This is a genomic window from Pseudomonas sp. SH10-3B (genome assembly GCF_019891415.1).
In the GTDB taxonomy this organism is placed as follows: domain Bacteria; phylum Pseudomonadota; class Gammaproteobacteria; order Pseudomonadales; family Pseudomonadaceae; genus Aquipseudomonas.
On the sequence record NZ_JAFLXD010000035.1, the window covers coordinates 52,738 to 67,294 of the forward strand.

Annotated in this window: 15 protein-coding genes and 1 pseudogene; 7 read left to right on the plus strand and 9 right to left on the minus strand. The window is 59.7% G+C overall.

All coding sequences use genetic code 11. The annotated features are described in order from the left end of the window. Positions 1 to 129: 129 nt before the first annotated feature. Together J1G35_RS22640 and J1G35_RS22645 are read left to right on the plus strand one after the other, a co-directional pair. Positions 130 to 270, plus strand: coding sequence for a hypothetical protein (locus tag J1G35_RS22640; protein ID WP_172681491.1), 141 nt, complete (start codon positions 130 to 132; stop codon positions 268 to 270). 96 nt (positions 271 to 366) lie between these two features. Continuing rightward, on the plus strand, positions 367 to 1,311 hold the full coding sequence (locus J1G35_RS22645; RefSeq protein ID WP_223016057.1) for a diguanylate cyclase: 945 nt from the start codon (positions 367 to 369) through the stop codon (positions 1,309 to 1,311). A gap of 266 nt (positions 1,312 to 1,577) precedes the next feature. Here J1G35_RS22645 and J1G35_RS22650 read toward each other — a convergent pair whose 3' ends face one another. From J1G35_RS22650 to J1G35_RS22665, 4 genes are all read right to left on the minus strand, one after another. Continuing rightward, on the minus strand, positions 1,578 to 1,838 hold the full coding sequence (locus tag J1G35_RS22650) for a hypothetical protein (RefSeq protein ID WP_223016058.1): 261 nt from the start codon (positions 1,836 to 1,838) through the stop codon (positions 1,578 to 1,580). A gap of 236 nt (positions 1,839 to 2,074) precedes the next feature. After that, positions 2,075 to 2,404: a hypothetical protein gene (locus tag J1G35_RS22655; protein WP_026136677.1), complete on the minus strand. Its 330-nt coding sequence runs from the start codon at positions 2,402 to 2,404 to the stop codon at positions 2,075 to 2,077. Between the two features lie 91 nt (positions 2,405 to 2,495). Then, complete coding sequence (locus tag J1G35_RS22660) at positions 2,496 to 4,997, minus strand: TonB-dependent siderophore receptor (protein ID WP_223016059.1); 2,502 nt, start codon at positions 4,995 to 4,997, stop codon at positions 2,496 to 2,498. A 116-nt stretch (positions 4,998 to 5,113) separates the two neighbouring features. After that, positions 5,114 to 5,551 carry a DUF3995 domain-containing protein gene (locus tag J1G35_RS22665; protein WP_053134867.1) on the minus strand — a complete coding sequence of 146 codons (438 nt, stop codon included), beginning with the start codon at positions 5,549 to 5,551 and terminating at the stop codon, positions 5,114 to 5,116. Positions 5,552 to 5,644: 93 nt separating this feature from the next. Between J1G35_RS22665 and J1G35_RS22670 the strand changes: the two genes are divergently transcribed. Both J1G35_RS22670 and J1G35_RS22675 read left to right on the plus strand, forming a co-directional pair. Next, positions 5,645 to 6,034 carry a DUF2946 domain-containing protein gene (locus J1G35_RS22670; RefSeq protein ID WP_053134866.1) on the plus strand — a complete coding sequence of 130 codons (390 nt, stop codon included), beginning with the start codon at positions 5,645 to 5,647 and terminating at the stop codon, positions 6,032 to 6,034. A gap of 95 nt (positions 6,035 to 6,129) precedes the next feature. Next, positions 6,130 to 8,256 (plus strand): annotated as a pseudogene (locus tag J1G35_RS22675) (TonB-dependent receptor). A gap of 83 nt (positions 8,257 to 8,339) precedes the next feature. Here J1G35_RS22675 and J1G35_RS22680 read toward each other — a convergent pair. Both J1G35_RS22680 and J1G35_RS22685 read right to left on the minus strand, forming a co-directional pair. Next, positions 8,340 to 9,356 carry an ABC transporter substrate-binding protein gene (locus J1G35_RS22680; protein WP_223016060.1) on the minus strand — a complete coding sequence of 339 codons (1,017 nt, stop codon included), beginning with the start codon at positions 9,354 to 9,356 and terminating at the stop codon, positions 8,340 to 8,342. 132 nt (positions 9,357 to 9,488) lie between these two features. Beyond that, positions 9,489 to 9,938 carry a hypothetical protein gene (locus J1G35_RS22685; protein ID WP_050554011.1) on the minus strand — a complete coding sequence of 150 codons (450 nt, stop codon included), beginning with the start codon at positions 9,936 to 9,938 and terminating at the stop codon, positions 9,489 to 9,491. Positions 9,939 to 10,353: 415 nt separating this feature from the next. Between J1G35_RS22685 and J1G35_RS22690 the strand changes: the two genes are divergently transcribed. The 3 genes from J1G35_RS22690 (at position 10,354) to J1G35_RS22700 (ending at position 11,274) form a co-directional block, all read left to right on the plus strand. Continuing rightward, a complete protein-coding gene (locus J1G35_RS22690; RefSeq protein WP_082340990.1) occupies positions 10,354 to 10,620 on the plus strand; it encodes a hypothetical protein in 267 nt (88 codons plus the stop codon). Between the two features lie 114 nt (positions 10,621 to 10,734). Next, positions 10,735 to 10,965 carry a hypothetical protein gene (locus J1G35_RS22695; protein WP_053134854.1) on the plus strand — a complete coding sequence of 77 codons (231 nt, stop codon included), beginning with the start codon at positions 10,735 to 10,737 and terminating at the stop codon, positions 10,963 to 10,965. 72 nt (positions 10,966 to 11,037) lie between these two features. Further along, positions 11,038 to 11,274 (plus strand): DUF2789 domain-containing protein, encoded by a 237-nt coding sequence (locus tag J1G35_RS22700; protein ID WP_223016061.1) that lies wholly within the window; start codon positions 11,038 to 11,040, stop codon positions 11,272 to 11,274. Positions 11,275 to 11,383: 109 nt separating this feature from the next. Here J1G35_RS22700 and J1G35_RS22705 read toward each other — a convergent pair whose 3' ends face one another. From J1G35_RS22705 to J1G35_RS22715, 3 genes are all read right to left on the minus strand, one after another. Further along, positions 11,384 to 12,979 carry a methyl-accepting chemotaxis protein gene (locus J1G35_RS22705; RefSeq protein ID WP_223016062.1) on the minus strand — a complete coding sequence of 532 codons (1,596 nt, stop codon included), beginning with the start codon at positions 12,977 to 12,979 and terminating at the stop codon, positions 11,384 to 11,386. A 183-nt stretch (positions 12,980 to 13,162) separates the two neighbouring features. Continuing rightward, positions 13,163 to 13,567 (minus strand): TraR/DksA C4-type zinc finger protein, encoded by a 405-nt coding sequence (locus J1G35_RS22710; RefSeq protein ID WP_003191666.1) that lies wholly within the window; start codon positions 13,565 to 13,567, stop codon positions 13,163 to 13,165. A gap of 343 nt (positions 13,568 to 13,910) precedes the next feature. Beyond that, positions 13,911 to 14,557 (minus strand): ABC transporter permease (locus J1G35_RS22715; RefSeq protein ID WP_223016063.1); only part of this gene is annotated, 647 nt, incomplete at its 5' end.

Below are 14,557 nucleotides of genomic sequence, written 5' to 3' on the forward strand. Positions count from 1 at the left end.
AGACGCTGGCCGAGTCCAGTATTGCGCGGCGGCTGGGGGAGCTTGATGAAATTTCTGAAAGGTTCGCGACGGATTTATGCCGGAGGCGGCGTTCAACGGATAACGCAACCCACACCCTGAGGAAATACCATGTCCCGTCGCCTATCTATGCTGGTTGTCGCCCTGTTGATCGTGAGCCTCAGCGGCTGCGTCATCGTGCCGGAACACCGCCATTGCTGCTGGCGTTATTACGGCGCGACGACCACCACGACCGACAGCGTGAACAGCTGACCCACGACCTCTCGTCTGCTCATCAGGCTTGCGCTTGACTCTGGACGTCGATCAAAAGAGGCTCTTGGCTATTCGCCATCATCCCCGAGCATCCCCATGAGCATCGATCCGCCGAGCCTGCCCGACAGTGACGTATACAGAACGCTGCTGGAGTCGACGAAGGCCATCCCCTGGCGCATTGATTGGCAGACGATGACCTTCAGCTATATCGGGCCGCAGATCGAAACGCTGCTGGGCTGGACGCCGCAAAGCTGGACCAGTGTGGACGACTGGGTCGAACGCATGCACCCGGATGACCGTGAATACGTGGTGAATTTCTGTGTGTCACAGTCCCGCGCCGGCGTGGACCACGAGGCGGATTACCGGGCACTGACGGTGAACGGCGACTACGTGTGGATTCGCGACGTGGTGCATGTGGTGCGCAAGGACGGCGAAGTCGAGGCGCTGATTGGCTTTATGTTCGACATCAGTGAGCGAAAGAAGACCGAAGAACACTTGGTGCGCCTGCAGAAACAACTCGAGGAATATTCCTATCAGGACGGCCTCACCGGCATCGCCAACCGGCGCATGTTCGACACCGTGCTGGAGCGCGAATGGGCCAGCGCCCAGCGGAGCCAGTTGCCGCTGTCGCTGATCATCCTGGATATCGATTTTTTCAAGCAGTACAACGACCACTACGGCCATATCAAGGGCGACGAATGCCTGCGCCAGGTCGCGCGCACTCTGTCACTGGCTGCCAACCGGCCCCGGGATTTCATCGCGCGTATCGGCGGTGAAGAATTTGTGTGGCTGCTGCCGGAAACCGATGCAGCGTCGGCCAAACAGGTCGCCGGACGTTGCCTGCACCTGATCCGCCAGCAACAGATCGATCATGGCTTTTCGGCAGTGTCGAACCTGCTGACCTTGAGCCTGGGCGTGGGTACCCGCATCGTCAACTCCAGCAGCCCGATGCTGGGTTTTGTCGAAGAGGTCGACAAGTTGCTCTATCAGGCCAAACGCAACGGGCGGATGCGCGCGGAGTTTGCAGACGATGAAGTTTGATGCGGGGGTCAAATCGCAGGCAAAAAAAATCCCAAGTAGCTGATGGAAACTTGGGATTTAAAAATGCATAAACCGTGGGAGGTGAACGCCCGGCTATAGTAACGAGTGTAAAAAGCTGTAACAAGAAAATTTTATATCCTTTCGTCGGATTAAAAGCGCCGTAAGTCCTTCAATAACCACATATTTTTTAAGGTGAGGAAAGATATAAGTGCCACTTTTTGGTGCAACTACCGTGGATATTTCCACTTATAAAAAAGGGTTATTAGTTACGGCAGCGTGACACTCTTCGTTCCGCCCTCACTCAATTGCTGGCAGGTATCGCGAAGTTCCAGGCCACCGGCTGTGGCCACACTGGCGACCCGTTCAACCTGCCGGCAAAGTGCCAAACGCTCCGCCGCTTCTTCGCGCTTTCGATCCGCCTTGGCGTTGAGTTGCACGAAATAGCCCCCCAATAACACAGCGACGCACAGCACGCCGACCGCGAGGGAGCGCAAGCTGGTGGACGATGGGCGGGCTGCCGGACTCATCGGCTTACCATGCCCTGCTCTTCTGATAGCGAACGTCGCCCTGCGTCGCCACGCGAATTAGCGTTTGCATACCGGCCTCCTTAGTGAAGGACGCAATTGTATGCAAATAGAAACACAGTAGATGTCATGGATTTGTAAAGCGACGGCCTACCAGAACCCTGAGCCTGCACTTGCTGGCGTAAGCCCCTGTGGGGGCCGATCCAGCATGCCGCTGACGCGCTAAGCAAGCAGGTCGATCATTTACGTGCCACTTTGTAGCGCACGCAATCCTGATAGAAACTCTGGCGAATCGCTTCGGGTTTGAGCCGAGAACGACTGTCATACGTCTGCTCAGTGATGCCCATGGCCATCATGCGCATCCAGGATTTATTGAACTTGATGGTCTGGATCTTCTGCCGCGCGGCGTACAGCGACACCCCCGACAGCTTCAGCTCCTGGGCCCTGGCGGCCGTGCCGGCGCCCCAACTGCACATGTACTTGTCACCCTCGCGCAGCTCCCGTGCCTGCACGGCAGCTGCGCCGCCGGCCAGGGAGCAGGCAATCAGCATGATTCCAACAGTGCGCATTTGCTTCCTCACCTAACCACCTGAAAATAAAAGCGATTCTGGCGAGGATTTTGTTACAAATGGGCCATTAAATTGCCTTATCGGTGTGCCATCACCATTGGTAGGTCGCGCTCGCCTGCACCGTGCGCTGTGAGCCATACCAGCACCACGAGTAGGAATAGCACGACGCGACGTACTCTTTATTCGCCAGGTTGGTGGCGTTCAGGGCCAGGCGCAGGTTGTCCTTGAGGTTGGCGATGTTCGGGATGTCGTAGTGCACCGCCGCATCGAACAGGGTATAGCCCGGTACCTTGAGGGTGTTGGCGGTATCGCCCCAGGACGAGCCGACATAACGCGCACCCGCGCCGGCACCGAAGCCCTTGAGGTTGCCATCATGGAAGGTGTAATCGGCCCACACCGAAGCCGTGTGGCGCGGTACCGCGTAGGTGGTGGTCCCTTCGGCGTTGATGGCCGGGCCTACGCCGATATCGCTGATAGGCGCATAACGCACGGTGTTATTCGACTTGCTGATGCGGTTATCCAGGTAGGCATAGGCCGCCGTGATGTCCAGGTTGTCGTTGAGACTGGCCTTGCCTTCGAGCTCAAAACCACGGGATTGCACTTCGCCGTCCTGGCTCTGGCAACGACCGCTGCCGCACAGGTGGGTGGGGTCCGGGTCGGTGGTGAGGACGTTGGTCTGGCGCAGGTCGAAGATCGCCGCCGTGATAAAGCTGTTGCTGCCCGGCGGCTGGTACTTGATGCCGATTTCATACTGCTTGCCTTCGGTCGGTTTGAATACCGATCCGCCGTAACCGGTGCCCGACTGCGGGTTGAACGACTCCGCATAGCTGGCATACGGCGCCAGGCCATTATCGAAGAGATAGACCAGGCCAATACGCCCGGTAAAGGCCTTGCTGTCCAGGGAGGATTGGCTCTTGGCCCCGGTGCGCAGGGTCTTGGTCGTGCTGTCGGTGCTGGCCCAGTCATAACGACCGCCCAGCAACAGCACCCATTTGTCCCACTTCATCTGCTCTTGCAGGTAGACCCCGGTCTGTTCGCTGCGCGACGTGCCGTCGGTGGTGTACGCCGGTACCGGCACGGCCGCGCCATACACCGGGTTGAAAATATCCAGGGTCGGCCCGGCGGTATACGTCCCTGAGCCGGACAAGGTATCGGTACTGGTGTTCTGGTAGTCGAGCCCCATCAACAGGGTATGTTGCAGTGGGCCAGTGTCGAATTTGGCCTGCACCTGGTTGTCGAGGGTGTAGGCGTCCATGTCGACGTCACTGGCGATGGTGGAACGGCGGATGGTGCGGTAATCCGCCATCAGGTAGTTGCTGTAGAGGCTGCGGTACCGGCCCTCACTGCGCAGGTAACGCGCGTTCTGGCGCACCGTCCACACATCGTTGAAGTGATGCTCGAAGGCCCAGCCGATGGAGTAGTACTCGCGATCACTTTTCTCGAAGTTCTTTTCGCCGTCGTAGAAGTCCACATCGATGCTGCGCCCGGTCGGGCTGTGTAACACCGAGCCCCAGGCGGGCATCGAGCCGTAGGACGCACCCTTGGGATCCTTCTGGAAATGCCCGAGCAAGGTCAGCGAGGTGTCTTCGTCCGGCCGCCAGGTGAACGCGCTGGACAACGACTGGCGACGGGTTTCGGTGTGTTCGACCTGGCCATCGGCATCGTCGAAAAGCCCGGCCACCCGGTAGGAATACACACCCTGATCATCAATCGGCCCGCTCAAATCGAAGGTGGTGCGCTTTTTGTTGAACGTGCCGTATTCGACGCCCACCTCATGGAAGGGCGTGTCCAGCGGGCGCTTGCTGACCATATTGATCACCCCGCTCGGCGTGCCCTGCCCGTACAACACCGACGCCGGGCCGCGCAGCACTTCGACGCGCTCCAGGTCAAAGGCATCCTTTTGTGGCAAGGCATCACGGCTCGACGGCATGCGCAGGCCGTCCAGGTAAGTGGCGGGAGCAAAACCACGGATGGTCAACTGGTCGAGACGCGAAGCCGTGGCGCCGCGGGTTTCCGGGATGACCGCCGCGCTGTAGCGCAGGATCTGGTTGAGGCTCTCGGCGTTCTGCGCGCGCATCTGGTCTTTGGTGACGATGGAGATCGACTGCGGGGTTTCGATCAGCGCGGTATCGGTCTTGGTGCCCGACAGACTGCGCGTGGCCACATAACCGGCGACCGGCCCGGTGGGGCTTTCGGCCTGGTAGGCGCCACTGATGGTGGTGGCCTGCAACTCCATGGCGCTGCCGTTATCGGGGATGGCCTCCAGGCGGTAACGGTCGGCAGAGATCTTCAGCGCCTGCAAGCCGCTGCCGGCGAGCAACTGCGCCAGCGCCACGTCGGTGGCGTATTGCCCGCTCACACCGTTGCTGCGCTTGCCGCGTGTCAGGCTCGCATCAAACGCCAACACCAGGCCCGCCTGCTCGGCCAGGCTATTGAGCGCCTGGCTCAAGTCACCGGCCGGAATCTGGAAAGAACGCACAGCGCTGCTGCTTTCTTCGGCGAAGGCGGATTGGACGTTCAGCAACGGCACGGCGGCGAAAGCCAACGCCACTGACAGGGCCAGTGGGTGCAAGGGACGAGCAAGGCGCGACATGGGAAATCCTGGGTAATAGAGGTTCTATTAACCATGACGGCCAGGTCGGTAAATCGGGCAAGGATGAGAGCAGTTTTTATTTGAGCAGCGTAGATGGGTGTGTTGTGTTTCCCTCATTAACCCCACGCCACCACCAACAACCCTACCCCCAACACCAAACACAACGGCGAATAAAACCACGTATCCAACCGCGCAAACCGTGATCCCCCCACCTTCTTGAAAAACCCCACCAATTCCGAATCCCCAATCGCCCTGGCAAACATCACCATGGCAATCGCGCTGATCGCCCATTGCAGGGCCGCATGGGATACCGCCGAGAAATACAACCCGGCGCGCAGGCAGACCATCAGTGCAATCGCTACCAACCCCATCGCCACCAGAAAGGTACCCAGCGCCGAAGGTTTGAACGCCGGGCGAGGTCCGCTGGCGAATTCGCCGGGCAGTTGGGGGATGGCGGCGAGGCTGCCGAGTTTGCCGCCCGCAGCCCAGTAAAGATGCACCATGCTGATGCAAGTAAAAACGCCGACGATCCATCGTGCGATGAAAAAGCTCATGACTGACTCTCCCTGAAAAGGTGCGAAACAGGATAGTCGCCCTGAGATTTTTTGCAGATATTTCGTCGGCGGCTGATGGTAAAGTGCCGCCCCATGAAACTCGCCCGCGCCGATCGCTCGCTCATTGCCTGGATGCTCTATTGCTGCGTCCTGTTCAATGTGTTCGCCTGCAGTATCGGTCACGGGCAGATGGTGGGGATGCAGCTCAATGGCATCGGCGGGCAGTTCTGCACCGTCGACCCGCGTACCCAGGCGCCCCAGCCAACCAACTCCACCGATGAGAGCCTGCCCACGCTGTCCAAGGCCTTTGGTTGCCCGCTGTGCTCGAGCGGCGGCATGGGACCGGCGCTTAACTCCAGCCTGAATGTGGCGGTGCTGCCACAACCCCATGCACCACCACCGGCCGTCGTGCTGGCCGCTGACATCCCTGCCCGCTTCACCTGGCCCACGGCTAACCCGCGCGCGCCACCCGCCTTCGCCTGATTCCTTTGCTTTCCAATCTGCACTGACCACCGGTTCCACACGGAATGACGGACGGCCGTGCGTTGTTTTCAAGCCAAGTTTTTCAGGATTCAAGCATGAAACATCTACCCCTGTTGGCGGGCCTGTTCGGCTGCCTGCCTGTATGCGCCTGGGCCCTCGAGCTGGCCCCGACCACCATTGATGGCGAATCAACTGCCGAACCCGGCCTGACCCTGGATCAATCCAGCGGCGTCGCTTCGCGGCTCGGATTGAGCGTGCGGGAGACCCCGGCGTCGGTGGCCATTGCCAGTCGCAATGACATCGAGCGCCATGGTGCCAAGACGTTCCGCGATGCGGCCAACACCCTGCCCGGCGTCAACGCCAGTGCGCCCCCCGGCTTCGGCGGTTTTGTCTCGTATCGTGGTTTTACCAGCAGCCAGATCACCCAAATGTTCAACGGTATCAATGTCGCCACCGGCCTGGCCCGACCCGTGGATGCCTGGATCTATGACCGCGTGGAACTGGTCGGCGGCCCCGCCTCCCTGATCAACGGCGCCGGCTCCGTCGGCGGTTCGCTCAACTACGTGACCAAGCTGGCCACCCGTGAGGAGCAGGCCGCCGAAGGCCAGCTCACCTATGGCAGCTACGACACCGCCGGCATGGCGTTCGGCGTCAATCACGCGCTCACCGAACCCGGCGCCGAGGTGCAGCATTACGCACGCCTGGATGTGAGCCGCAACACCAACCACAGCTACATCGACCGCGACCAGCGCGAAGCCTGGAGCCTGGCGTTTTCCCTGCTCAGCGATCTCACCCCCGACCTGTCCCATACCCTGGCGCTGGAATACCAGGATGAGCATGAAGACAGCCCTTACTGGGGCACGCCGGTGCTCAATCCCAAGGCCGGCGAGCTGAAGATCGACAAACACAACCGTTTCAATAACTACAACGTCGCCGACGGCCGTTACGAGCAGCGCACGATCTGGGCGCGCTCGATCATCGACTACCGGATCAGCGACAGCACGACGCTGAAAAATACGCTCTACCACCTCGATAGCCAGCGTGATTACCGCAACCTCGAAACCTACCAATACAACGCCGACAACAGCGCGGTAAACCGCTCGACCGCGTATTAGGTACGCCATCAGGGCGAACAGAACGGCAACCAGTTCGAGCTGCGCCATGACGACAGCCTCTTCGGCCTGTCGACCACCTGGTCCGGTGGCTTTGAGTACAAGGTCACCAGCACCACCAACACACCGCTGAATGTGCCGGGTAACAGCACGGTGGACCCGAACGGCTTCAACCCCGGGCATTTCTATGACATCCCACGTACCCGGGAGCGCTTCGGCCAGGACAAGACCAACGAGGTCACCACCAAGGCGTTGTTCGTGGAAAACCGCCTGGGCCTGACCGATAAACTCTCGCTGCTGACCGGCCTGCGCTACGACGCCATCGACCTGGATGTCACCAACCATCGTGCAGTCACGGCCACCAACCCACGGCACTTCAAGCGCAGCTGGGAACCGGTGACCGGTCGCGTCGGCCTGACGTACCAGTTCATCCCCTCGGCCAATGTCTACGTGCAATACAGCACCGCCGCCGAGCAACCCAGCACGACCACCCAGGTGTTCGATGTCTCGACCGGCAAGCAGTGGGAAGTCGGCAGCAAGTTCGACTATCTGGACGGCCGTGGCTCGGCCACCGTTGCTGTCTACACGATCGAACGCAAGGACTTTGCCGTGACCGACCCTCAGGACCCGACCATGAGCATCCCGGTCGGCGCGCAGTCATCGAAAGGCATCGAGCTGGCCAGTTCATTGCGCATCACGCCCAGGTTGCTGGCGGAAGGCAACGTCGCCTGGGTGGATGCCGAATACGATGAGTTCAACGAAAAGATCGCCAGTGGTGCGGTGGTCTCGCGCAAGGGCAACACGCCGACCAACGTACCAAAACGCGTGGGCAACCTGTGGCTGACCTATGACTTTGCCGAGGACTGGCAAGGCGGCGTGGATGCGCGGTATGTCGCCGACGTCTACGCGGACAATGCCAATACCCAGACGGTACCGGCCTACACGCTGTTCGGGACGTTCCTGCGCTACAAGGTGGACGCCAACACCTCGGTCACCGGCCGGGTGCGCAACCTGACCAATGAGGTGTATGCCGAGTTTGCCCATTTGTCGCCGGCGTATTACCTGGGATCGCCACGGACGTTTGAGCTGGCGGTGCAAACCAAATTCTAAAGCGGCAATGCAAACAACATGTGGGAGGGGGGTTGCTCCCTCCCACATTATTTTTGATCTCCACTCGGCAATAAGCGCCGTGCTTACTTCAAGCTGGCTTCGACCTTCTGCGCCACATCATCCGTCAACCATGCCTTCCACACCTCAGGATGCTCCTTGAGGAACGCCTGGGCCACCTCCCGGGGTGCGGTGTGATTCTCGCTCATGGTCGCCAGGGCTTTGTTCAGCGGCTCGATGGGAAACTCGACCTTCTCGAAAAACTCGGCAATCTGCGGATGTTCCTTCTGGAACGGTGTGGACACGCCAATGCTCAACTTGGATGCCAGCGAACGCGTCGGCTTCGGATCGGGGTTATCCGCATCCGTCAGGGTCTTCCAGGCCTCGGCATCAAACGGTGGTTCTTCCAGCTGGATCAACTTATAACGGCCCATCAGCGGCGTCGGTGACCAGTAGTAGAACAACACCGGTTTGCCGCGACGGATGGACGAGGCAATTTCGGCATCCAGTGCCGCTCCCGAGCCACTGCGAAAGTTCACGTAGCTGTCATCCAGGCCGTAGGCCTTGAGCTTCTGCTTGTTGACCACTTCCGAGGTCCAGCCGATGGGGCTGTTGAGGAAACGCCCCTTGCCTGGGGATTCCGGGTCCTTGAACACGTCCTTGTAGCGGGCCAGGTCCTTCACGCTCTTGAGGTCGGGCGCCAGGGGCTTGATGCCTTTGGCCGGGTCGCCCTTGACCACGTATTCCGGCACCCACCAGCCTTCGGTGGCGCCCTTGACCGTATCGCCCAGGCCCACCACCTTGCCTTCGGCCTCGGCCTTGACCCACACAGGGCTGCGGCCGGCCCACTCTTCACCGATGACCTGGATGTCGTTCTTGGCCAGGGCGGTTTCCAAGGTGATGGTGGTACCGGGCAAAGTGTCGGTGGGCAAGTCGTAGCCCTTCTCGACGATGACCCGCAGGACTTCAGTGATCAGGCTGCCGCTTTCCCAGTTCAGATCGGCAAAGTGCACCGGCGCCTGTGCGGCCGAAGCTGACAACGAAGCCACTGATAAACTCAGGGTCGTCAGCGATGCAGCCAACAGCGTTCTCAATCCTTTCATCCCTTGCACCTCGCGATATCGCAGCAAACAACGAACGGCTTTGCTGACTATGCGCGAAGCCTCTGAATAGTTAAGTCAACTCAACTGTAGTAGAGGTTCCGGGAGAGAAGAGATGTTCGCAGTATTGACTGATTATTCGCTGGCCTTGAACGTTACCAGCTCACCCTTGCGCCACTTGGCGGCCTTGCCGGTCACGGCCTTGAGGGTTTTGGTCAGGCCTTCCTGCAGTTGTTCATTGGCGGCAAACACCAGCATCACGCTATGGCCTTCCTTGAAGACAATGCCCTGCCCTTCGGCCGAAGAAACAAAGGCGTAATCGCCCAGGCCATACACGGTCAACTTGATATCGCGGAACTTGAGTTCGAACTTTCCACCTTCACGACTGGGCAATACCGCAGCACGGAAATGGTCACCCACCTTGAGCTCCAGACGGGGCTTGTCATCCACAACCATTGCCGCTTCGGTATCGATTTCGGCGATGTAAATGCCTTCCGGCGTCTGCTCAGTGATGTAAACAAAACGGGATTGAAACTGTTTGACCAACTTTGCGCGCAAATCACCCAGCACGAACAACGCGTGCATATCCAGATTACTGACTGCCAAGGAAACGCCCCCACATCAAAAAGAACACTGTCCGCCAGAGCGGGCAGCACAAAGAAACGGCCATCTCGGCACGATCACACAACACATTCATTGAAAAACTGAAGAAGCCCCAGCGGCCGCGCCCAAGGACCGGTCCAGGTCTGCACGATGGGCCTTGTGCAGGGACATCGGGCAGCGCAGGAGATCACAGGTTCAACAACCAGAGAATACCGGTCGACCCGCTTCAGAGAATAACACTATTAAAAACGCAGTTTCCGACAGCCTATACAAACAAAGACACCTCGGCGTGGAACCAGACGCCGGCTGCCGACAACAATACTAAAACAGCAACACGGGTTAAAACCACCTGTAACGATGCTGGGGGGTCAACAAGATCGATCGACAGGAGCTGACCATGCAACGACGCCAATACGACGCTACGTCTTCCCGCACTCGTTCATCATGTCAGGACGAACGCCAATACTACTGCCTGCGCAGTCCCAACGGGTACCCCCATTCCGTTCTTTACCAAGTGGTACCGGCAGGAAGAAACTTCTTCCATATCCGCGAAGTCACCAGCGGCAGGATCAAAGGCTTTCGCAGCGACCACATCCAGGCGTGTGAACTGGCCAAGCGGCTGGAAGCATCCCTGCACGGTGGGATCGTTTCGTCACCCGGATGACTTTACTGCGCCGCCGCCCCTCAACAACTGCCATACTGGCCTGTCCATCGAAATTTGCCCCGCGCGGGTCAGGTTTCATCAGTGCAGTTAGTTACCTCGAAGGGAAGGCTATACGTGACGGAATTTGATATTGGCGAATTTTTTATCCATGGCGACGCAAGGGAAGTAGACGGTGAGTTTCAAGCAGTGATCGTGATGCGCGCCAAGCCACCGTTAACCACCGTCACCATACATCAGGTGGAAAAAGACCGTTGGTTCAAGACACTTGATACCGCCGCCATCGCCGCCAAAGAGTCCGCCCTGGCACTCAAGACTGCGGTGGATTCAGGGGCACTGACCTCCTGACAATCCGATCGAACTCTACCGCGCCACAAGCCTCCCATGCATAACGATCCTGAAACCCGCATGGAGACAGATATGGATGCGCCAATACCTACACTCGAAACGTTATTTGAACAACTGGGCCTGGACTCAACACCCGAAGCTATCGATGCCTTTATCGTCGCGCACCCGCTGAGTGACGACGTGAAGTTGATCGACGCGCCGTTCTGGACACCGCAGCAGGCTCAGTTTCTCAAGGAAGAACTGCGTGAAGACGCCGACTGGGCCATGGCAGTGGATGAGCTGAACCAGCGCCTGCATCAACCGCATTAATCCACTCAATGCCGGCTGTCTGACCGTAACAGGCGCAATAGCGCTGGCCAGGCAGCCTGGTATTTCCCAGCCGCTTCCAGGCTGGAGAATACACCGACAGCACCACTCCCTAGCGCGCGCCCTTCGCCCCCTCCGGCTTATAGCCCAGGCGCAAGCCACCCCAATGCCGCCCGCGGACCATGATCGGCACCGACAAGTCGTGCATCAACTCGCCGGTATCGCGGGTGTAGGTCTGCAATAACACCGCTTGCTGATGGCTGCCGCAACGGATCCCGGTGCGGTCATCGAACTTGCGCTTGGTGCGGTTCTGCACCGCGTCGACCTGGGCATCACCGGTCAGCGCCTGGGAAAACGCCTTGTTATGCGTCGGCACATACCCCTGGGGCGTGCAGGCAATGGCAAACACCAAGCCTTCATGACGAGGCAACAGTGCTTCCTGAATCGCCGGCAATACCTGATCGGTGTAGCCGTCAAACCGCGTGTGGTACTTGCTCGGGCTGGTGTTGGGGATCAGGGTGTAGCTGCGGTCGAACAAGTCGTCGAGGCTGATGCGATGTTGCTCTACATCGGCTTCGAACTGCGCAGCAATACGACTGGCCCCCTCGCGCGCCAGGTCATAGACACGCTGGTGATAGTCATCCAGGCCGACTTCGGCGAGGCGCTCGCTGATGGTTTCCGCCTGCCCTTCCATTTGCACAGCGGCGTCGGCCAGTTGCCGCGTTTGCCGGTCACTCACATCCAGGTCGCTGCGCATCTGCTCCACGGCATGGAACAGGCTGTCGAGCTGGGCGCGGTTGGTGTCGGCGCCCTGGGCGATGGCGCTGACCTGCCCCTCCACATCCGCCGCCAGGCTGGCGATGCTGTGCAGGTGTTCCCCCGCGTGCTCCACCTGCTCGACACCGGTGTTCAGATCCGCCGATAGCTGGCGAATCTGCTCCACCACCTGGGCGGTGCGTTGCTGTATATCCGCCACCATCACCCCGACTTCATCGGTGGCGGTGGCCGTACGCCCGGCCAGCCCGCGCACTTCATCGGCCACCACGGCAAACCCGCGCCCGTGCTCGCCAGCGCGCGCCGCTTCAATCGCGGCGTTAAGCGCCAGCAAGTTGGTCTGGCTGGCGATGGACTGGATCACCAGGGTCACGCGCTGGATTTCTTCGCTGCGCTGGCTCAAGGCTTCGATCAGCTCACGGCTGGCATTGGCGCGCTGGCTGAGCTGGTGCATGCGGGTGATCGACAGGGAGAGCACTTCGCGGCCCTCGGTACTGCGCTGGTGCGCCTGGCTGGCCGCGCCCAGAGCCTGGCGACTCAGTTGGGAGGTGACTTTTTCAGTCTCGATCATCACTTCGGCGCTGCTGACAATCTGCTTGGCCGCGCTCAACTGCGACTGCACACGTGCCGCCAGTTGCTTGACCGAATAGGCCACGCCTGCCGCCGAGAGGGCGTTATGGCTGGTGGTATAGGAAAGATCGCGGGTCAGGTCGCCAATCGCATTGACGGCTTCGGACGGCGCGGTGCCGACGGTAGTTTTTTTCAGGCGGGGCAGCCAGATCACCAGCAAGGCGATTGGCAGGCAGAGGTATATCGGCAGGCTGGCAAACGCCAGGCCCAGCAGTACCAGCACCAGGGCGGTGCTCTGCAAGAGCGGCATCAACCAGCCGGGCAACCCGCGCACCACCGGTTGCGGTGGCACTGCTGCGCCCATCAGAGATCCGTCTCCAGCCATCGTCGTTACCCCACTGCTTGTCATTATTGTTCCTGCATTAAACGCCACTATCGAGCCATTATCCATGGGCCTTTAGTGGGGTAGCTTGCAGCAGATCAATAGACGGGGCGTAACGAGTGTTTCTCCGGAGAACCGCGCAGGCGGTTCCCCAGCTTCACCGCATCAGGCTTGGCGCTGGTGCTTGTCGATCTGCTCGTGGCGCTCTTGCGCTTCGATGCAGTATTTGGTGGTAGGGCTGATCAGCAGGCGCTTGAGGCCGATAGGCTCGCCGCTGTCATCGCACCAGCCGAAGGAATCTTCCTTGATGCGTTCCAGTGCACGCTCAAGCTGCGGCAGCATGCGCTGGTCGCGGTCGATGGCGTTTACCAGCCAGGTGCGCTCTTCTTCCACGGAAGCAGCGTCAGCCGGGTCAGCCGGGGTGTCCAGGCTTTCAATGGCGATGCGGTTCTGTTCAATGCGCTCGTGGTGCTCCACCTTCATGTCTTGCAGCAACTTCTCAAAAAAAGCGTGCTGTTCGGCATTCATGTAGTCATCCGCCGGCATGGCCAGCAACTTTTCCTTTGTCATTGATTTCTCTATAAAAAATACGTGCATTAAGGCGAATAAGGGAGCGTTCCGGTCGACCCGTGCAGGTCTCGGAAAGGCGCCATCCATTCCAAGCGCCACCCGGCACTCAATTTACGAGGGGCGGCAGTCTAAGGCCGACTTGAGGGCACAGCAACTGAAATGACAGGCATTTTTACCGATATAACCCCCAAAGGCACCAGGACGGGCTTGGCGAATGGTCATCGGAGTGCGTTTATAGCAAGAAATTCAGTGTTGTGGAGCTATATAGAAGACAAACGGTTGAAACAGACTGTTGATGGTTAAATGTGGGAGGGGCAACCCCCCTCCCACATTTTGTACTGCGTCAGCGCTTGAGCTTGCGCTTATTGCGATATTGGTCGATCACCACCGCCACCACGATGATCAGGCCCTTGATGATGTCCTGGATATACGCATCCACCCCGACAAAGGTAAACCCGCTGGCCATCACCCCGAGGATCAGCGCGCCGATCACGGTGCCGGTGATACGCCCTACCCCGCCCGCCAGGCTGGTGCCGCCGATCACCGCGGCGGCAATCGCATCCAGCTCATAGGACATGCCCATGCCCGCCTGGCCGGTGGCGGCGCGTGCCGAGGCCACCACACCGGCCAGGCCTGCCAGGAGGCCGGCAATGCTGTAGACGATGATCAGGTGACGCTTGACGTTGATCCCCGACGTCCGCGCCGCCTGCATATTGCCGCCGATGGCGTAGGTGTACTTGCCGTACTTGGTGTAGCGCAGGGCGATATGGAAGATCACCGCCACCACCAGAAAAATGATCACCGGCATCGCACCATGACCGATGGCCGTGTACGAATCCGCGAGCATGCTCACCGGCTGGCCTTCGGTGTAGTAGCGCGCCAGGCCACGGGCCGAGACCATCATGCCCAGGGTCGCGATAAACGGCGGGATACCGGTCACCGCAATGATGCTGCCGTTGATCGCCCCCGCCAGCAGCCCCACCCCCAACC